Below are 15,415 nucleotides of genomic sequence, written 5' to 3' on the forward strand. Positions count from 1 at the left end.
TGGGGTGCGTTCCGGGGTTCGGTCATGAGCATGCTGCTCGATTCTGGGCCAGTGGTCTCCCCCAGAAGTCGGGGGCCTACTCCTACAACGGCGGAAACGCGACGAAGTCGCGTGATTCGTCGGAACAATTCCCGAATCGGTGTCGTTCAGCCGGCGTAGGCCGAGATCTGGGCGTCGACGAGGGCGACGAGATCTCCCATTGCCACCTGCGCGTCGGCGAGGTGCAGGCCCCACTCGGGGGTGAGGTCGCCGTTGATGTCATCGGTGCGGGGATCGGCCGGGTCGCCCAGGATCTCGATCGACAGGTAGCCGAAGGTGCCGTCGTCGACGCATTCGGCGACGATGAAGTCGGGGTAGCCGACCCATGGGGTCGTGATGGCCTCGGCGTCGGCGGGGTCGGTGAACGGGCTCGCGCCGGCGAAGGCGGCCGAACCGGCGTTGAAGAGGTACTCGGGGTGTGTGGTGGCCGCTGAACCTTCGAGGTTGGCCGGGTTGGTGCACAGCGCGGGGCCGGCGTCGTTGCGGCCGAAGAAGGAGTTCGAGGGCGGCGGGGCGGTTTCGCGGAAGGTCGCGTAGCTGATGACACAGCCGATCTCGCCGACCTCGGTGCACCCCGGAATCGTGTCGTACGCCCGGGCGGAGCTGCCCAGGATGTGGGCGGTCACGAACTGGTCCTGGATGCCGGGCACACCGTCGATCTCCTCGGCGATCAGGTTGGCGATGAGGCCGGCGCCCTGGGAGTGGCCGAGAAGGACGAAGCCGCGGCCTTCGTTGGCCGTGGCCATGTAGTACTTGAAGGCGTCGAGCACGTCGGCGTAGGCGACCGCGTAGGTGTCGACGCCCTCGTCGGCCTGGACTCGGCCGGTCATCGAAGCGAGCGTGTTCTGTCGGTAGACGGGAGCGAACACCCGACACACCGAGCCGTAGCGGGCGGCCTGGCTGCGGGTGGTGAAGATCTCCTGTTCGGGCTGCGGGTCGAAGTCGCTGTTGGGGGTCTGGTCGCCACTGATGGTCGGGTAGACGTAGAAGCAGTCGACCGGGGCGTCGTCCACGGGGGTGAAGGGGACGACCTCGAGGCTCCCGTCGGGCGCCACGAGGGTCAGGTCCTGGTTCTCGGCGCAGGTGTCGTCGGCGCCGGGCCAGCAGATCCACACCGCCGGGTCGTCGTAGATCTCGCTGACGTAGCCCGCGTACGGAGCGGGTGAATCGACCGGATCGTCGGGCGCGGCCTCGATCGTGGTCGTCGTCTCCGCGGGGGTCTCCGCTTCGGTGGTCGTGGTGACGGCCGACTCGGTCGTGGTGGTCGCGTCGTCGGTCGATGTGGTGTCGCCGTCGTCACTGCAGGCCCCGGCGAGCAGGGCGAGCGCGAGAGCGACGGTGACGATGGTGCGGATGGTTCGGCGACGAATCATGGCCGCGACCGTAGTCACAAACTCCGGGTCGGAACGGAACGATTGTGGCGATGAGGCCGGTGGCGTCGCCCCGGCCGGCGAGCAGGCTGCCCGGACCGTCTTCGGGCCGTGCCATGGGTCGAGGTCTTCGGAGGACTCGCTGGCCTGACGTGCCACCGCCTCGGATGGCCGATCCGTGTGAGATCGGCTCCCGGCCCGGGACCCTCCCGGTGGGTTTGCCTGGTCCCCCAGCGGGGAGTTGCATGGGCGCCATGGCAGAACGCGCAGACCGGGGAGCACCCACGTTCGGGATCATCGGGGCGGGGATGTCTGGCATCCTCGCAGCGATCAAGCTGCAGGAGGTCGGCTACGGGTTCACCGTCTTCGAGAAGGCCGATCGGCTCGGGGGGACCTGGCGGGAGAACACCTACCCCGGCATCGCCTGCGACGTGCCGTCGCACATCTACAGCTACTCCTTCGCTCTCAACCCTGACTGGAGCCACTTCGCCTCGCCGGGGGGAGAGATCCTCGAGTACTTCGAGGAGGTGGCCCGGCGCTACGGCGTCGATGATCAGATCCGCTTCTCTGATGCCGTGGTGCGGTGCACCTGGTTCGACCCGACCGAGGATGCCGACGGCCGATGGGAGATCGAGACCGCTTCCGGGCATGTCGAGACGGTCGACTTCGTGATCGCGGCGACCGGGATCCTCCATCACCCGAAGCTGCCCGACATCGCGGGGCTCGACTCGTTCGCGGGTCCGATGTTCCACAGCGCCCGCTGGGATCACGACGTCGCTCTCGACGGCAAGCGCATCGGGCTCATCGGCACCGGTTCCACCGGCGTGCAGATCACCGGGGCGCTCGCGCCGCGGGCCGGCCATCTCAGCGTGTTCCAGCGGACAGCGCAATGGGTGGTGCCGGTCGACCAGGTGGCGTACACCGAAGAGGAGAGGGCCACGTTCCGAACCGACGCCGATACGTTGGCGAAGCTTCACGAAGACCTGAAGAAGTCGTTCAACGACGGGTTCGGGACCACGATCCTCGACCAGCAGTCGGGAATGGTCGACGCCATCGAAGCCCGCTGTCAGGAGGAACTCGCGGCCATCGCCGACGAAGAGCTCCGGGCCAAGATCACGCCGACATATCGCGCCGGCTGCAAGCGGCTCGTGATCTCGCACAACTGGTACGACGCGGTGCAGCGAGACACCGTCGAGATCGTCACCGACGACATCGAACGGATCGAGCCGACGGGGGTGCGCACCGCCGACGGGCGTCTCCACGAGGTCGACGTGCTCGTGCTCGCAACCGGGTTCAAGGTCGACGCCTTCATGCGGCCGATGACGATCACCGGCGCCGACGGGGTGGATCTCGACGACGTGTGGGCCGAGCGACCGAGTGCCTACATGGCGATCACCATCCCGGGTTTCCCGAACCTCTTCATGCTGAACGGGCCCAATTCGCCGGTCGGCAATTTCTCGCTGATCCAGACGGCCGAGCTCCAGTTCGAGTACGTCATGGACATGGTCGAGCGGGTCGTGTCGGGGCAGCTCGATCGGGTCCAGCCGACGCAGGACGCAGCCGAGCGCTTCGAGGAGGAGCGGGTCGCCGCTGCGCGAAACACGGTGTGGGCGACCGGCTGCAACAGCTGGTACCTCGATGATCGTGGCATCCCGTTCGCCTGGCCTTTTCCGTTCGAACGGTTCCGGCGCGAGATGGCCGAGCCTCGCCTCGGCGACTACGAAGCGGCCGGGGTCTGAGTTCGGCGCAACGTCAGGAGCCGACCGGTCGAGGGAGCGGACCCGAGAAGTCGATGGCGATGATCCTCAGGGCGCGGTGGCCCGGATAGCCCGGCGCCTCGAGCCACGCGTGATAGGCGAGCAGCGCCCGCCCCGACCGGTCGACGAAGAACTCGGCGCCGCCCGGACCTTCCGCCCCGGGGGAAGAGGCGATGATCGGCCCCTCGAAGGGCTTGTCGCACGGGCCGACGGCGGACGTGCAACGGGCCAGTCCGATGCCGTAGGCGGCCTGGTTGTACCAGTTCCCCGAGTAGGCGAGCCAGTACGTGCCGTCGACGATGTGCATGCTCGGGGCCTCGACGTGGGGGTATTCCCAGTCCTGGTCGGTGGCGATGAGGCGCACTGGCTCGCCGATCAACGAGCGTCCGTCCGGGGCGAGTCGTTGGCTCCAGATCGATGATTCCCGACGCAGGGTGATGCCATCGTTCTTCCAGAGCAGGAAGATCGAGCCGTCGTCATCGACGAAGGGGCTCGGATCGATGGCGCCGCCGAGATCGGTGGGACAGAGCCAGGGCTCGGTGCTGACGTCGACGAAGGGGCCGTCCGGTGCGGCGCCTTCGGCGACCGAGAGGCAGTGCTTGTCGGTGCCGTCGACCCTGGCCGTGTAGTAGAGGAGGTAGTGGTCGTCGACGGCGAGCACCGCGGGCGCCCAGCTCGACAGTGGGGTCGCCCAGCCGGGAAGCGTTGTGAGTGCGTCGGTCGGACCCGACCACTCGGCCAAGGTCGGCCCGTCGAGTCGCTGCACCTGTACGAACCCCGACGCCGTGGCGTAGGCGTGGTAGCCGTCGTCGTCGGCCAGCACGAACGGGTCGGGGAAGTCCCGATCCCACACGAGTCGATCGTCGTCGACCCGATCCTCGGGAACAGTGGTCGTGGTCGTGGTCGTCGTGGTGGTGGTGGTCGTCGTCGTCGTCGTGGTGGTCGTCGTCGTCGTGGTCGTCGTCGTCGTGGTGGCCGTCGTGGTCGTCGATGGTGAGCCAGCGGTGTCGCCGGCGCCGCACCCGCCGAGCAGGGCGAGCGCCGCGATCAGTACCGGCACCCAGGGCCGCGGCAACTCAGGGTTCCAGGCAGAAGGGGATGGAGTCGCCGGGGGTGTCCGGTGACCCCGTCTCGCCGGCGGGGTCGTAGATCTTCACGGCGTCGATGGACGTGAACTGCAGCAGCGTCGGGACGATCTGGTTGGCCACCGTGAAGGTGGACCCGCCGCTCGAGCAGCCCCCGGCGAGGCGCACCTGGGCGGTGCGCTCGAGTATCGAGAACTCGGCGATGCCGGTCGCCTCCGACGCCACGAACCGGAGTCCGCCCGCCTGTTCGTCACTCGTCGGACCCTCGAAGAGCGCGTCGAGCGCGGCAGCTTCCGGGGAGGCAGGATCCACGGCGCGCTCGACCGGGCGAACGTAGGGCAGGCGCCCGATGTTGAAGGCCTCCTCGTCGAGGAAGAACACCTGGACGACGATGGATTCGGGCTCGCTGGTGCTCGGCGGGACTGTCGTCGATGTGGGAGATGTTGTCGAGGTCGATGTTGCCTCCGGAGCGGTCGTGGTGGATGTGGGCGAACCCTGTGGGTCGTCGCCGCACGCCGCGCTGAGCACGCAGATGGCGACCAACACCGGGAGAACGCGAGACATGACGCGAGTCAATCCGGTGCGGCAGCGACGCGCCAGGGTCCTTGGGCCCGAGCGCCGCTGCCGCCAGGCGGTTGCGGCAGCGCCGGCCGGCGGGCCAATCAGCCGAGTGCGCCCGACGCGAGCAGTGAGGTGATCGTCCCTGCGACGAACACGGCGAGCATCACCGCCATCGTGGCGGCACCGATGGTGACGGCGCGGCCGAGGTCGCTCATGTGGCCCCCGAGGACGTCGATCCGTTCGCCGATGCTGTCCATTCGCATGCTCAGGCTGTCCATGCGCGAACTGAGCGATGCCCCCTGTGCGGCGACGAGTCGGGTGAGCTCCTGCAGGTCGCTCGAGGTCTGATCAGCCCGCAGCGTCAAGGCTTCGATGCGTCCCTCGACCCCGCCGATGCGTCCCTCGACGCCGCCGAGTCGGTCCTCGACGCCGCCGAGTCGGCGGTCGAGCAGCGCGATGTCGTCCTTGGTGGCGAGCTGCGTCCACGGGATCGGCGGCATGGACTCCATCATGGCATCCGCAGCGCTCTCGTCCATCAGTTCGATGAGGTACTGGCGGATACGAAGGCGGGTGTTCTCGTCGACGGGCATCGGCCCCTCCTGGTTCGAGAGTTGGAGGGGAAGTCCGTGTCGTGACCCTAGGACGAGTGTGTGACAGAAGGTCGTGGTGGTGAATGCGATCCCCGGAAAACGCCGGTTGGCGGTGTGCGGGTGCGCTCGCATCGGTGATGGCCCTGCCATGTTGAAGTCGACGTACTCCGCCGCAGCGTCGTCGCACGCGTCGAGTCTGCTGCTGCACTCAGCCGCGTCTCGGCTGTGCCGCGAAGTCGCTGAGTCGTTGCATGACGGCATTGCTCTCGTCGTCGAAGACGCCTCCGTAGACCCCGAGGATCAGCGCCGGGTTCGAGTGGCCGGCCCACTTGGCCGCGGCACGGGGCGACGCCAGCGAGCGGCTCCACATCGCGACGCACGTGTGGCGGAGATCGTGGATCCGGAGGCCGTCGAGCCCGGCGGCTTCGGTGGCCGGTTTCCAGATGCGTCGCCGGAAGTTGGCGTCGCCGAGCGGCTTGCCGTTCGGTGAGGTCCAGATCAGCTCGTCGGGTTCGACGCCGCGGCTCGCCATGTCGATGACGAGCTCTTCCATCACGAAGCTCGGGACGGGGACCGTCCGGCGCCCGGCCCGTGACTTCGGTGGGCCGAAGGTCGGTGTGCCGTCGCGGCTGAGGGTACGCGTTTCGGTGACGTCGATCGTGGTGGTCGCCGCGTGGACTCGCTTGGCCCGGAGGGCTGCGAGCTCGCCGTTGCGGAGACCGGCGTAGGCGCCGACGAGCACGAAGGTGCGATACGGCGCGGCGATCGCATCGGCGAGGCGTTCGACCTCCGCGGGTTCGAGGAACGTCGGCTCCTTGTGGGGCACTTGGGGGAGCGAGAGCCCCCGCGTCGGGTTGTGTTCGAGCAACCGGGACCGCACGGCGATGTCGAGGCTCTGGGCGAGCAACCCGGCGGCCTTGCGCACAGTGCGGGGGGACAGGTCGGTCGCCGCGAGCTCGGCGACGAAACGCTGGGCGTCGCGAAACCCGATCCGGTCGATCGCCACGTCGCCGAAGAACGGCTCGAGATGACACCGGAAGATCGATTCGTCGCGCAGACGGGTCGAGGGTCGGACACCGACCCTCGTCGAGATGAATTCGGCCCACCAGTCGCGAAACGACGGCGCGGGTTCCGCAGGGAGGCCCAGCGATGGCGCGTCCACGGGTCTGGCGCAGTTCAGGCGAGGGTGGTGGCCAGCACCGCGACGACGCCGACGATCCGCGTCATCATGGCGATGACGATCATGCCCGTCGTCTCGGCGCACCGCACTGGCAGCAGCCCTTCGAGCAGCGCCATCTCGCCGGAGAAGTTGTGGATCTGGGGGTCGATGCGTTTCGTTCCTGCGTCGGAGAGGCGCCGGTGGAGGCGGAGGCGTACTGGTTCGTCGACGGACATGGGTTCCCTCGGATCGGAGTGCAAGGAGGGAAGTGACGGCGAACCTACGCGTCGGGTGTGACAGTCCTGCGCCGACGGGATGCCGGCTCGCTCGGTCCGTGGATCCCCGAGGTGAGTGTCAGAGATTGAGCAGACCCACGGCCACGCCGGTGACGGCGAGGAACAACGTGATCATGGCGAACACGAGGATCCGGGTGGTCTCCATCCATCGCAACGACAGCCGCCCCTCCATCGCGAGGAGTTGCCCCTCGAAGACCGAGCGGCTGCCGTCGAGCTGCGCGCCGAACCCTTCGAGCTTCGCGCCGACCCCCTCGAGCTGGGCATCGACGGTGTCGAAGCGCCGGTCCATGGCGTTGAACCGTTGGTCGACGTCGTCGAACCGTCGGTCGACGATGTCGAGGCGCCGGTCGACGGTGTCGAGGCGCCGGTCGACGGTGTCGAGGCGCCGGTCGACGTTGTCGAGGCGCCGGTCGACGTTGTTGAATCGTTGGTCGACATCGTTGAACCGCAGGAGCATCTCGTCGCGGCGAGCGATCTCCGACCAGTCGAACGGCGGCATGGATTCGAGTATGGCATACGCCACCTCGGGTTCGAGCTCGTGATCGATCAGCCATTGGCGGAAACGGAGGCGAGCGTCCTGCTCAGGGGTCATGGGTCCTCCCGGATGGGGTGGGAGGGGAAGTGGACCCACCGTACGCGCCCGGTGTGACACTGGGGGCCGGTCCTCGCGTCGAGCGGTTCTTTGAGAACGCGTCGTCTCGACCGGCCAACAGATACAGAACGCGCCGCCGTTGGTGGGGAAGAGCGGGATCCAACAGCGCGGGAACCCGATCGCGACGCCGGCGAGCACGCGTGCGATCCACGACCAGTGGCGAGCCGAGCTGGAAGGAGGCTGAAATCGGTTGGTCGCGTTCGAAGCTGCACCGGTTGCACCCCACTGAGGGGAGCCCAGGAGAATTCATCGAAGCCGGTGTCTCCAGTGTGATCAGGAGCTGGTCGCGAGGACGCTGACGATGAACACCGCAATGGTGATCGCGAGGGTGGCGGCGCCGATCGTGACCGCCCGGCCGAGGTCGGTCATGTGGTTGCCCAACGCGTCGATCCGGCCGCCGATGCCGTCCATGCGCGTGCCCAACGAGGTGCCCTGCTGGGCGACGGCCCTGGTGAGCTCCTGCAGATCGCTCGACGTCTGGTCCATCCGCGCCGTCAGCGAGTCGAGGCGGTGCTCGACGCCGCCCAAGCGTGTGTCGAGCGCGGCGATGTCGTCCTTCGTGGCGAGTTGCGTCCACGGGATCGGTGGCATGGACTCCATCATGGCATCCGCGGCGGCTTCGTCCATCAGCTCGATCAGGTACTGGCGGATACGAAGTCGGGTGTTCTCGTCGGCGGGCATCGGCCCCTCCTTGGTCGACGTGTTGGAGGGGAAGTGGGCGCACGCTACGGCGCGGCTGTGACAGTCGACATCGCTCTCGCGCCGTCATTCATGAAGCAAGCGGTCGACGAGCTGCCAGGTCGGCCCGGTTGGCCGCCGCGACGCCGGCGCCGTAGCCCGACCCGTCGAATGTGGCGTGAGACGGGCGCAGGCGCGAGAGGGAAGGGAAGACCTCGTCCACCATGCGGTCGACCGCAGCCGCGCGGCTGGCGAGGACGGGGAGGAGTGGTCCGTCGGCCGCGGTGGTAGCGGCGGCCCGCTCGGTGGCCCGTGCGTTCTCCGCGGACAGGCGCTCGTCGATTCGTCCTGCGAATCCGATCAGGAATGAACGCCGAAAGGCGCGCGTCGTCGACTTGCCGTAGCCGTCGGTGGTCGATCCGTGGCGCAGCATGGCCCGGGACGCCTGAACCAGCAGCGAGGTGAACAGGAGTTCGGTCGCTTCGAGGTCGATGGTGTAGCCGATGACCGTGGCCAACCCGAGGCCACTGTGGCGAATGGCCGTCGCCCGATTCGACCGCGCGATCACGCTGAGTAGCCCGAACTTCTCACGGTCGTAGGGCCGCTCGACGGCCAGCCGGATCGCGTCGGGGCCCGTGTGCGGCCCGGAGCCGGCGGCGCTGCGCAACGCGTCGGCGAGCGAGTGATCGGTGATGAGCGCCTGGGCCTTGGCGGTGAACGCCTCGGCTTCTGCCTCGAACGCACTCGACTCGGCCTTGGCCAGCATGGCGCGCACCTTCCTCAGGATGTCGTGGTCCAACGCTCCGCCCGTTGCGGGCGACGCATCGCCAACGGAACGTGGCGCCGACGCATCGGCCTCGCCAGGGAGGGGTCCCAGCTGCCGCAGCCCGGGCAGGAAGGCCAGTCGAGACCACAGTTCGAGTCGGTCGGTACGCCAGCCCCGATGGCGGGACTCCACGGCTTCGTCATCGTCGCCCGCCACATTTCGGACGTGGTTGATCTGCACCTGCCACCGGGGCGAGAGTCGATCGCCGTAGCCCTGAACCTCGTGTTCGCGCAGGATCAGCGTGGCAGCGAGGCGCAGGGCGGTCGGGGTGAGGTCATGGTCGACCATCGCCAACAGATCGCCCGGCATCCAGCCGATCTGCCAGGCGTAGGTGATGAGCGCGACGAGGCCGGCATCGAGTTCGTCGGGATCTTCGGGTGGGCGGTGTGGTGTGAAGTGGTTCGGCATGCGTCCACCCTCTCGCGCCGGTGTGACACGGCTGAGCGGCTTCGTCAACTCAGCCGCGTCGCGGGGGTGACGCGTAGTCGCTGAGCCGTTGCATGACGGCATTGCTCTCGTCGTCGAAGACGCCTCCGTAGACCCCGAGGATCAGCGCCGGGTTCGCCGCAACACCGCCGCGCCGATTGATCCAGCCGTAGCATCCTGCTACAGTCGTATCAGTCCAGTACAGGAGATTCTGATGGCGAAGGGTGCCTCGACCCCCACCCGAGTGAACGCGGACGTTGCGGCGGCTGCTGCCGCGGTGGCGCCCGCCGAGAACCGGACGACAGCTGAGCAGATCAACTACTGGGTCAGGCTCGGCATGCAAGTCGAGCGGGCGGCGTCCGCCACCAGCCGACGTGTGCTGGCCGTCGTCGCCGGTGACGCCCAGTTCTCGACCCTCGACCCGCACGACCGAACAGCCGCCCACGCGTCGATCGATGCCCGGATGGCGGAGCGTGTGGCCGACCAGCGATTCGGGCCCGCCGCGCGCAAGGCGGGTCGCGTGACGGTGTCGATCGACGACGACGGCGCACTCGTCGAGATCGCGCCGGACGGTACTCGTCGGCTCCTGTGAGCCGTCTCGATCTGATTGCAGGACCGAACGGCGCAGGAAAGTCCACGCTCTACGAGCGAGTGATCGCCCCTGACCGGCCTGGTCTGCCCTTCGTCAACGCAGACCGCATCGCACGCGAGCGATTCCCGGGCGCGGAAACAACGGAGGCCTACAAGGCTGCGGAGATCGCCGCAAAGGCGCGGGAAGCGCTCATCGCCGCCCGCCTCGACTTCTGCACCGAAACCGTGTTCTCGCATGAGTCGAAGGTCGACCTGGTCGCGAGCGCTTCTTCATCTGGCTACGACGTCGTCTTGCACGTGGTCATGATCCCTCTCCGTCTGTCTGGGCCCCGAGTCGCCGCTCGTGTCGCCAACGGAGGACACGGCGTACCGGCCGAAAAGCTCGAGACGCGGTACGAGCGCCTCTGGCCGCTTGTCGTGGCCGCAGTGCCGCTGTGCCATCGTGCGGTGTTCTACGACAACTCCGCAGACGCGGGCCCGCTCGAGGTCGGCTCCTACCGCTACGGCGTCCCCGACTACGAACCTCGGTGGCCCGCGTGGTCCCCGGATCCAGTCCGAACACTCTGAGCTCTCCGTACGACGGACTCGTCTCCCGCCGGAGTGAGAGTCGACTGCATCTCGTCGTGAGAAGGGGTCGCATGCGCTTCGGGTTTCCGCGACTTCCCAACTCGGCGTGTCACACGCTCTCTCTCGTTTCGGGAATCACTGACGAGAGGAGACGTGATGAAGGTGCTGGTGGCACCTGAAGATTGGTGATCTCGCCGATGCACTGACCGACTCGCTCGAACGTGGCGGCTGGTTGCAGGGAAGTAGCGAGAACGAAACGGTGGCGATGGTGGGCGAGCTCCTGACGGTGCTCGTGAACATCACGGAGCCGGCCGAGCCGGGGTCAGTTGTTCGCCGGAATGGCGACCTGGCGTATGTCAGATGAGGTGTACACCTCATAGGTGTTCTACGTGTAAGAAGCGTGTAGTCTCTGAACTATGGCTCGAACCAACATCGAGATCGACGACGAAACGCTCGACGTCGTGATGCGGCGCTACGGCATCCACACCAAGACCGAGGCGGTCGATCTTGCGTTACGGCGGCTCGCCGGTGAACCCATGACGATCGCTGAAGCCTTGGAGATGCGCGGTGCCCGTGCGATCAGCGACGTGCCGGCTGATACCGGTCCATGATCCTCGCCGATACTTCGGCATGGGTTGAGTTCGACCGTGCCACCGGCTCTGGCGCCGACGAGCGCCTCGCCGGATTGATCGAAGCAGGCGGCGGCGACCTTGCCGTCACCGAACCCGTCATGATGGAGGTGCTCGCAGGTGCACGGACCGACCAGCGCAGCAACGAGCTTCGCCGGCTCCTGACATCATTTCGATGGATCGCCGCCGACCCCGTCGCCGATTTCGAAGGTGCGGCACTGCTCTACCGACAGTGTCGATCTGCCGGCGTCACTCCGCGAGGTCTCATCGACTGCATGATTGCCACGATCTCGCTGCGATCCGGAGCAGAACTCTTGGCGGTCGACGGCGACTTCGCCGCGATCGCGGAAGTCGTTCCTCTGCGCCTCGCCTAGCGCGGGCGGGGTATGAGCCCACGCCGGCGGTGACCGCGGCGTCCCGTCCGGACCGGGCATGTTCATCATGGCGGTCATACCCCCTTGGACAAGGATGGACTCAGTCAGCCACTCGACCAAGGAGCTATCGTGAACGCTGTGCCTGAAGGCAAGATCTGGACCACAGATGAACTCCTGGCGATGACGCCGAACGAACGCCACGGCGTTGTCAACGCTGGCATCGTGACGGACGTGCACGCGGTCCCGCCGGACCTTCTCGAGCGTGCGCGCTCCGACATACGCGCCCACATCGCCGACGACGAGGCAGCGACTACCACCGAGCCGTGAACACGCGGCGGCCGGTCAAGGTCGACGAGCGCTTCCTCGAACTTCTCGACACCCAACTCGGCAGTGAAGGCGGCCCGAACGGCGAGCCCTCGGCGACGGACTTCCTGCTCGTCGAGCTGCCGCCGATCGCGGAGCGGTTTGCCACCGCGTTCCATGAACTGATGACGCCCATTGCCGATCGCCCGGACTATCGGTCGGTCCTGAGTGTCGGCACCCTTGTTCCACGGGTCCTCGAAACCGGTGTCGTCGAAGCCGACGGCGCGGTCAATCGCATCAGCATCCGCATCGACATGGAGGCCGGGTGGTGAGATCACCCAACCTTCTCGTCGGTTGACGAATCCGAGTATCGGACCGGTTCTTCTCCTCAGAACGAGTCGCGCGGCCGGTTCATAGAGAGTAGTCTCGGGCGCTCCGATCCCGACGGCATGGGAGCGGTCAGGGGAACTGCGCCCGGAGAAACCGTCCCGTCCGCGCCGTGGAGGATCCCTAGGCTGCGAGAATGGCAGCCGACCACGAACAGATAGGCGATGAGGTCACCGAGGGCGTTCTGCGCGGCTACTTCAAGACGGGCAAGCGATTCGTGCCTCCGATCATGGCGTTGCCGGGTGCTATCTCTTCGGACTGGGTGAAGTCGAGCCTGCCTGATCTCTTGTGGCCGATCCTGTTGGTGTCGCAGTTCGGTGACCGGGGCTCTGTCATGTTTGCGATGGCGCAGCGGGCCGTCATCGAGGCTGTGGGCACGGACACGTTGGAGACCGAAGGCATCGATCTCGACGGTCGCCTCACCAGCCTCGAGCGGGCGTCAGACTACCGCGACGTCGTCGCCGCTGCGGTTATGGCTCAGCCTGAGGCCTACGAGCTGTTCGATCCTCTGGTTCTCGGAGTCATGGCCGCCTACGGCGATGCTCTGCCCGGTGCCTGGCTGTTTGAACGAGCGCTCGAGCTGCAACCCGGTCTGAGTATCGAGGAGTCGCTTGACCTCCTTGCGTCTGCCGTCTTGCGTGTCATCGAGGATCGACATCTGAACGCCCTTGCCAAGGCGGCGCCCTTCGGATGGGCCATGCAGATGGGCAAGATGCGATTCCCGTCCGACCTTCCTGCTGTGGACTCTCTTGTGGGCTATCCCGGGGTGCCTGAGAACGTGGACGAGGCCGACGCCTTCATCCTTTCAACGTTCCTGGCGATGAACATGATGGTCCCGGAACAGACTCAGCGGGCGCGTGACGACTGGTGTCGCATGTTCTGGAATCTCAACTGGGCTCTCACGCCGTGTATCCCAGCAGAGGTTGCCGCTGCGGAAGACCCCGAAGACTCCGCCGAAACGCGTCGAGGTGGGGGCCAAGCCGCTCCTCGGAACGTGGCAAGTGACCCGAGCGGCGCCAGCCCGCTCGCAGAAGGGGCTGCGGGCGAGAACGACCTGGAAGAGGCCTCGCCATTGGACGTCGCGGCTTCGATGTACGAGGAGTTTATGGAGAAGATCCTCGCTCGTGACGCGCAAGTCGACTTGTACTCGCCGGCCAAGTTCGAGGTCCTATCGGGGCTTGTCGCCCGCGCATTCCACTCCGTCGTCGGGCTTCTACGCGCTCCGCACCTATGGACGGGGGAGCAAGCGTCCGGGGTACTGCGGTCGTTCCGGGAGTCCCGCATACACATCGCGTGGATGTTGAAGAACGAGGAGGGGGGTTCGTTCGATCGCTACCAGGACTACGGTCTGGGCAAGCGCAGGTTGTACGAACAGGTTCTCAAGGGCCTTGTGCCGGATGACGAGGAAGCTCCTCCTGACCTTCAGACGCTCATCGAGACAATCGAGAGGCAGACCGGCGGCGATCACGGAGCGATGTTCCAGACGGTATCCGTCGAGGCCACCTTCTCTGGCAAGAACCTGAGGGCGATGGCCGCAGAGGTGGGTCTCGCCGACGAGTACCGAGCCGTCTATCAGCGGGAGAGCGGTGTGACGCACGCCGAGTGGTGGGCGTTGGAGGACTACGCAATGCAGCGGTGCCTTAACCCGCTACATCGGTTCCACTGGCTGCCTACGTTCAGTGCGGCCGCCGCCCCGACCAGAGGGTTCCCAGTCGTCCTCCTGGATGCGTTCGAAGAACTCGTCGCGCTGGCAGCCGAAGGGCTCTCGCGCACCGAGGGACCGGAGTAGCTGTTCCCGAACAGGGCGGGGTGGTTTCCCCATCTCATGGACCCCTGCTCGTTGCGGTCCCTGACTCGTCCAGAGCTCGTCAAGGAAGCTCTTCACCTCCAAGGTGGTTGCGGTCGGCCGGCGCCGGCGGAACCTGGGGGGCAAGCGGCCCTGTAACGATCTGCGGCGCAAGGTTGGGTATCGATTACGGTTGGCTGGCCGGCGGCGGGTCAGAGCCGGTCGGAGGGAGGCGCGAAATGGCTCGATCCAATCGGCATGGCGGTCCCGCGGACTCGGCATGGGAGGAGTGCCTAGAGGTCACCGCGTCGATCGAGCGTAAGGCCGGGAAGAACAAACGACGGGCGCGAGTGGTGACCCTAGTGATGATCGGATCCACCGCCATGATCCCGGTTGTTCTTGCCTACGCGAGCAGTGACTTCTGGCAAAGGCTGGTCCCATCAGTGCTGGCTGCGGTCTCGGTCGTTGCGGGGACATGGGCACAGTTCGAGAAGCCTCACGAGCGGTGGGTCCTCTATCGCCGTTACCACAGGATTCTTCAGGGTGAACAGAATCGGTACAAGTACCGCTTGGATGCCTATGCAGCGGAAGCTGACGACGAGAGTAACAAGCGGCTGGCGGCGAGGCTCGTGGAGCTGCAGCTGCAGCTTCACCGAGAATGGGAGGGACTCGTGCCCGCAACGGATGAACTCGGCGGGGTTCAGACCAGCCCTGGGAGTTCGCATGGCACCTGATCTTTTTGACCATGCCAGCTCGCCTCTCAAGTCGGTGTTCGGGTCAGCGGTTCTTCATTGTTTCTCGTTCGGTGAGCATGAAGAGGACAACGTCCTGGTCATCGACTGTTTGGACAGAAGTGGCCAGGACTGGCCACCGGTGCGTGTTCAAAGTGCGTGCTACACCGCTGAGATCTTTAGGAGCACCGACTGTGACTGCCACGGGCAGCTCGCCGCCAGTCTGAGGCGCGTCCACGCCGAGGGTGGGCTTCTGGTCTACATGATTGCCGATGGACGCGGAGCCGGCCTCCTCACCAAGGTCAGAGGCCTCTCCTTGGGCGCAACGGAGGGATTGGATACCTATGACGCATACGAGCGGCTTGGTGTCGATTCGGACCCCCGCGACTACTCCCGCGTAGTTGAGGTTCTGCGCTACCTCTGTGTGACGAGGTTGACTCTGTTGACCAACAACCCCCGTAAGGTCGCGGGGCTTGAGAGCGGTGGAATTGCGGTGCAGCAAGAGGCAATTCTGATCGAGCCGACCGAAGACTCGTTGCCGTACCTGCTGACAAAGCAAGAGAAGATGGGCCACGAGCTTGGTCTTTCTGACCACTGACCGAGCGACG

19 protein-coding genes are annotated in these 15,415 nt (G+C 66.4%); 10 read left to right on the top strand and 9 right to left on the bottom strand.

What is annotated here, in order from left to right; genetic code table 11:
* Window positions 1–146: 146 nt before the first annotated feature.
* A complete protein-coding gene (locus R2707_14405) occupies window positions 147–1,412 on the bottom strand; it encodes a DUF3089 domain-containing protein (GenBank protein MEZ5246290.1) in 1,266 nt (421 codons plus the stop codon).
* A gap of 251 nt (window positions 1,413–1,663) precedes the next feature.
* Here R2707_14405 and R2707_14410 point away from each other — a divergent pair, with 251 nt between their 5' ends.
* Entirely contained in the window at window positions 1,664–3,148 is a 1,485-nt protein-coding gene (locus tag R2707_14410) for an NAD(P)/FAD-dependent oxidoreductase (protein MEZ5246291.1), read from the top strand.
* Between the two features lie 13 nt (window positions 3,149–3,161).
* On the opposite strand, the gene R2707_14415 is transcribed toward R2707_14410, so the two are convergent.
* The 8 genes from R2707_14415 to R2707_14450 form a co-directional block, all read right to left on the bottom strand.
* Entirely contained in the window at window positions 3,162–4,226 is a 1,065-nt protein-coding gene (locus tag R2707_14415) for a glycoside hydrolase family 43 protein (protein MEZ5246292.1), read from the bottom strand.
* Window positions 4,227–4,242: 16 nt separating this feature from the next.
* The gene (locus R2707_14420) at window positions 4,243–4,815 is read right to left on the bottom strand and encodes a GerMN domain-containing protein (protein MEZ5246293.1); all 573 of its coding nucleotides are present in this window, start codon (window positions 4,813–4,815) and stop codon (window positions 4,243–4,245) included.
* Window positions 4,816–4,913: 98 nt separating this feature from the next.
* Window positions 4,914–5,402 (bottom strand): hypothetical protein, encoded by a 489-nt coding sequence (locus tag R2707_14425; protein MEZ5246294.1) that lies wholly within the window; start codon window positions 5,400–5,402, stop codon window positions 4,914–4,916.
* A gap of 208 nt (window positions 5,403–5,610) precedes the next feature.
* Window positions 5,611–6,564, bottom strand: coding sequence for a tyrosine-type recombinase/integrase (locus tag R2707_14430; protein ID MEZ5246295.1), 954 nt, complete (start codon window positions 6,562–6,564; stop codon window positions 5,611–5,613).
* A 14-nt stretch (window positions 6,565–6,578) separates the two neighbouring features.
* A complete protein-coding gene (locus R2707_14435; protein MEZ5246296.1) occupies window positions 6,579–6,797 on the bottom strand; it encodes a hypothetical protein in 219 nt (72 codons plus the stop codon).
* A 118-nt stretch (window positions 6,798–6,915) separates the two neighbouring features.
* Window positions 6,916–7,449, bottom strand: a complete 534-nt coding sequence (locus tag R2707_14440; protein ID MEZ5246297.1) for a hypothetical protein — start codon at window positions 7,447–7,449, stop codon at window positions 6,916–6,918.
* A 333-nt stretch (window positions 7,450–7,782) separates the two neighbouring features.
* Window positions 7,783–8,190, bottom strand: a complete 408-nt coding sequence (locus tag R2707_14445) for a hypothetical protein (protein MEZ5246298.1) — start codon at window positions 8,188–8,190, stop codon at window positions 7,783–7,785.
* Window positions 8,191–8,278: 88 nt separating this feature from the next.
* Window positions 8,279–9,421: a DUF2786 domain-containing protein gene (locus R2707_14450; protein MEZ5246299.1), complete on the bottom strand. Its 1,143-nt coding sequence runs from the start codon at window positions 9,419–9,421 to the stop codon at window positions 8,279–8,281.
* A 232-nt stretch (window positions 9,422–9,653) separates the two neighbouring features.
* Here R2707_14450 and R2707_14455 point away from each other — a divergent pair, with 232 nt between their 5' ends.
* The 9 genes from R2707_14455 to ribA all read left to right on the top strand — a co-directional run bounded on the left by R2707_14455 (window position 9,654) and on the right by ribA (window position 15,405).
* On the top strand, window positions 9,654–10,031 hold the full coding sequence (locus R2707_14455) for a hypothetical protein (protein MEZ5246300.1): 378 nt from the start codon (window positions 9,654–9,656) through the stop codon (window positions 10,029–10,031).
* Window positions 10,028–10,597: a zeta toxin family protein gene (locus R2707_14460; protein MEZ5246301.1), complete on the top strand. Its 570-nt coding sequence runs from the start codon at window positions 10,028–10,030 to the stop codon at window positions 10,595–10,597. The genes R2707_14455 and R2707_14460 overlap by 4 nt, the downstream gene beginning before the upstream one ends.
* A 416-nt stretch (window positions 10,598–11,013) precedes the next feature.
* Window positions 11,014–11,208 (top strand): type II toxin-antitoxin system VapB family antitoxin, encoded by a 195-nt coding sequence (locus R2707_14465; GenBank protein MEZ5246302.1) that lies wholly within the window; start codon window positions 11,014–11,016, stop codon window positions 11,206–11,208.
* A complete protein-coding gene (locus R2707_14470) occupies window positions 11,205–11,600 on the top strand; it encodes a PIN domain nuclease (GenBank protein ID MEZ5246303.1) in 396 nt (131 codons plus the stop codon). Before R2707_14465 ends, R2707_14470 begins: the two co-directional genes overlap by 4 nt.
* Before the next feature lie 138 nt (window positions 11,601–11,738).
* The gene (locus tag R2707_14475) at window positions 11,739–11,927 is read left to right on the top strand and encodes a hypothetical protein (GenBank protein MEZ5246304.1); all 189 of its coding nucleotides are present in this window, start codon (window positions 11,739–11,741) and stop codon (window positions 11,925–11,927) included.
* Window positions 11,924–12,235 carry a hypothetical protein gene (locus R2707_14480; GenBank protein MEZ5246305.1) on the top strand — a complete coding sequence of 104 codons (312 nt, stop codon included), beginning with the start codon at window positions 11,924–11,926 and terminating at the stop codon, window positions 12,233–12,235. Before R2707_14475 ends, R2707_14480 begins: the two co-directional genes overlap by 4 nt.
* Window positions 12,236–12,426: 191 nt before the next feature.
* Window positions 12,427–14,079, top strand: a complete 1,653-nt coding sequence (locus tag R2707_14485; GenBank protein MEZ5246306.1) for a DUF5677 domain-containing protein — start codon at window positions 12,427–12,429, stop codon at window positions 14,077–14,079.
* 236 nt (window positions 14,080–14,315) lie between these two features.
* Window positions 14,316–14,810: a DUF4231 domain-containing protein gene (locus R2707_14490; GenBank protein ID MEZ5246307.1), complete on the top strand. Its 495-nt coding sequence runs from the start codon at window positions 14,316–14,318 to the stop codon at window positions 14,808–14,810.
* Window positions 14,800–15,405, top strand: a complete 606-nt coding sequence (ribA, locus tag R2707_14495; protein ID MEZ5246308.1) for a GTP cyclohydrolase II RibA — start codon at window positions 14,800–14,802, stop codon at window positions 15,403–15,405. The genes R2707_14490 and ribA overlap by 11 nt, the downstream gene beginning before the upstream one ends.
* Window positions 15,406–15,415 lie beyond the last annotated feature (10 nt).

The sequence above is a fragment of the Acidimicrobiales bacterium genome (genome assembly GCA_041394245.1).
In the GTDB taxonomy this organism is placed as follows: Bacteria; Actinomycetota; Acidimicrobiia; order Acidimicrobiales; family Aldehydirespiratoraceae; genus JAJRXC01.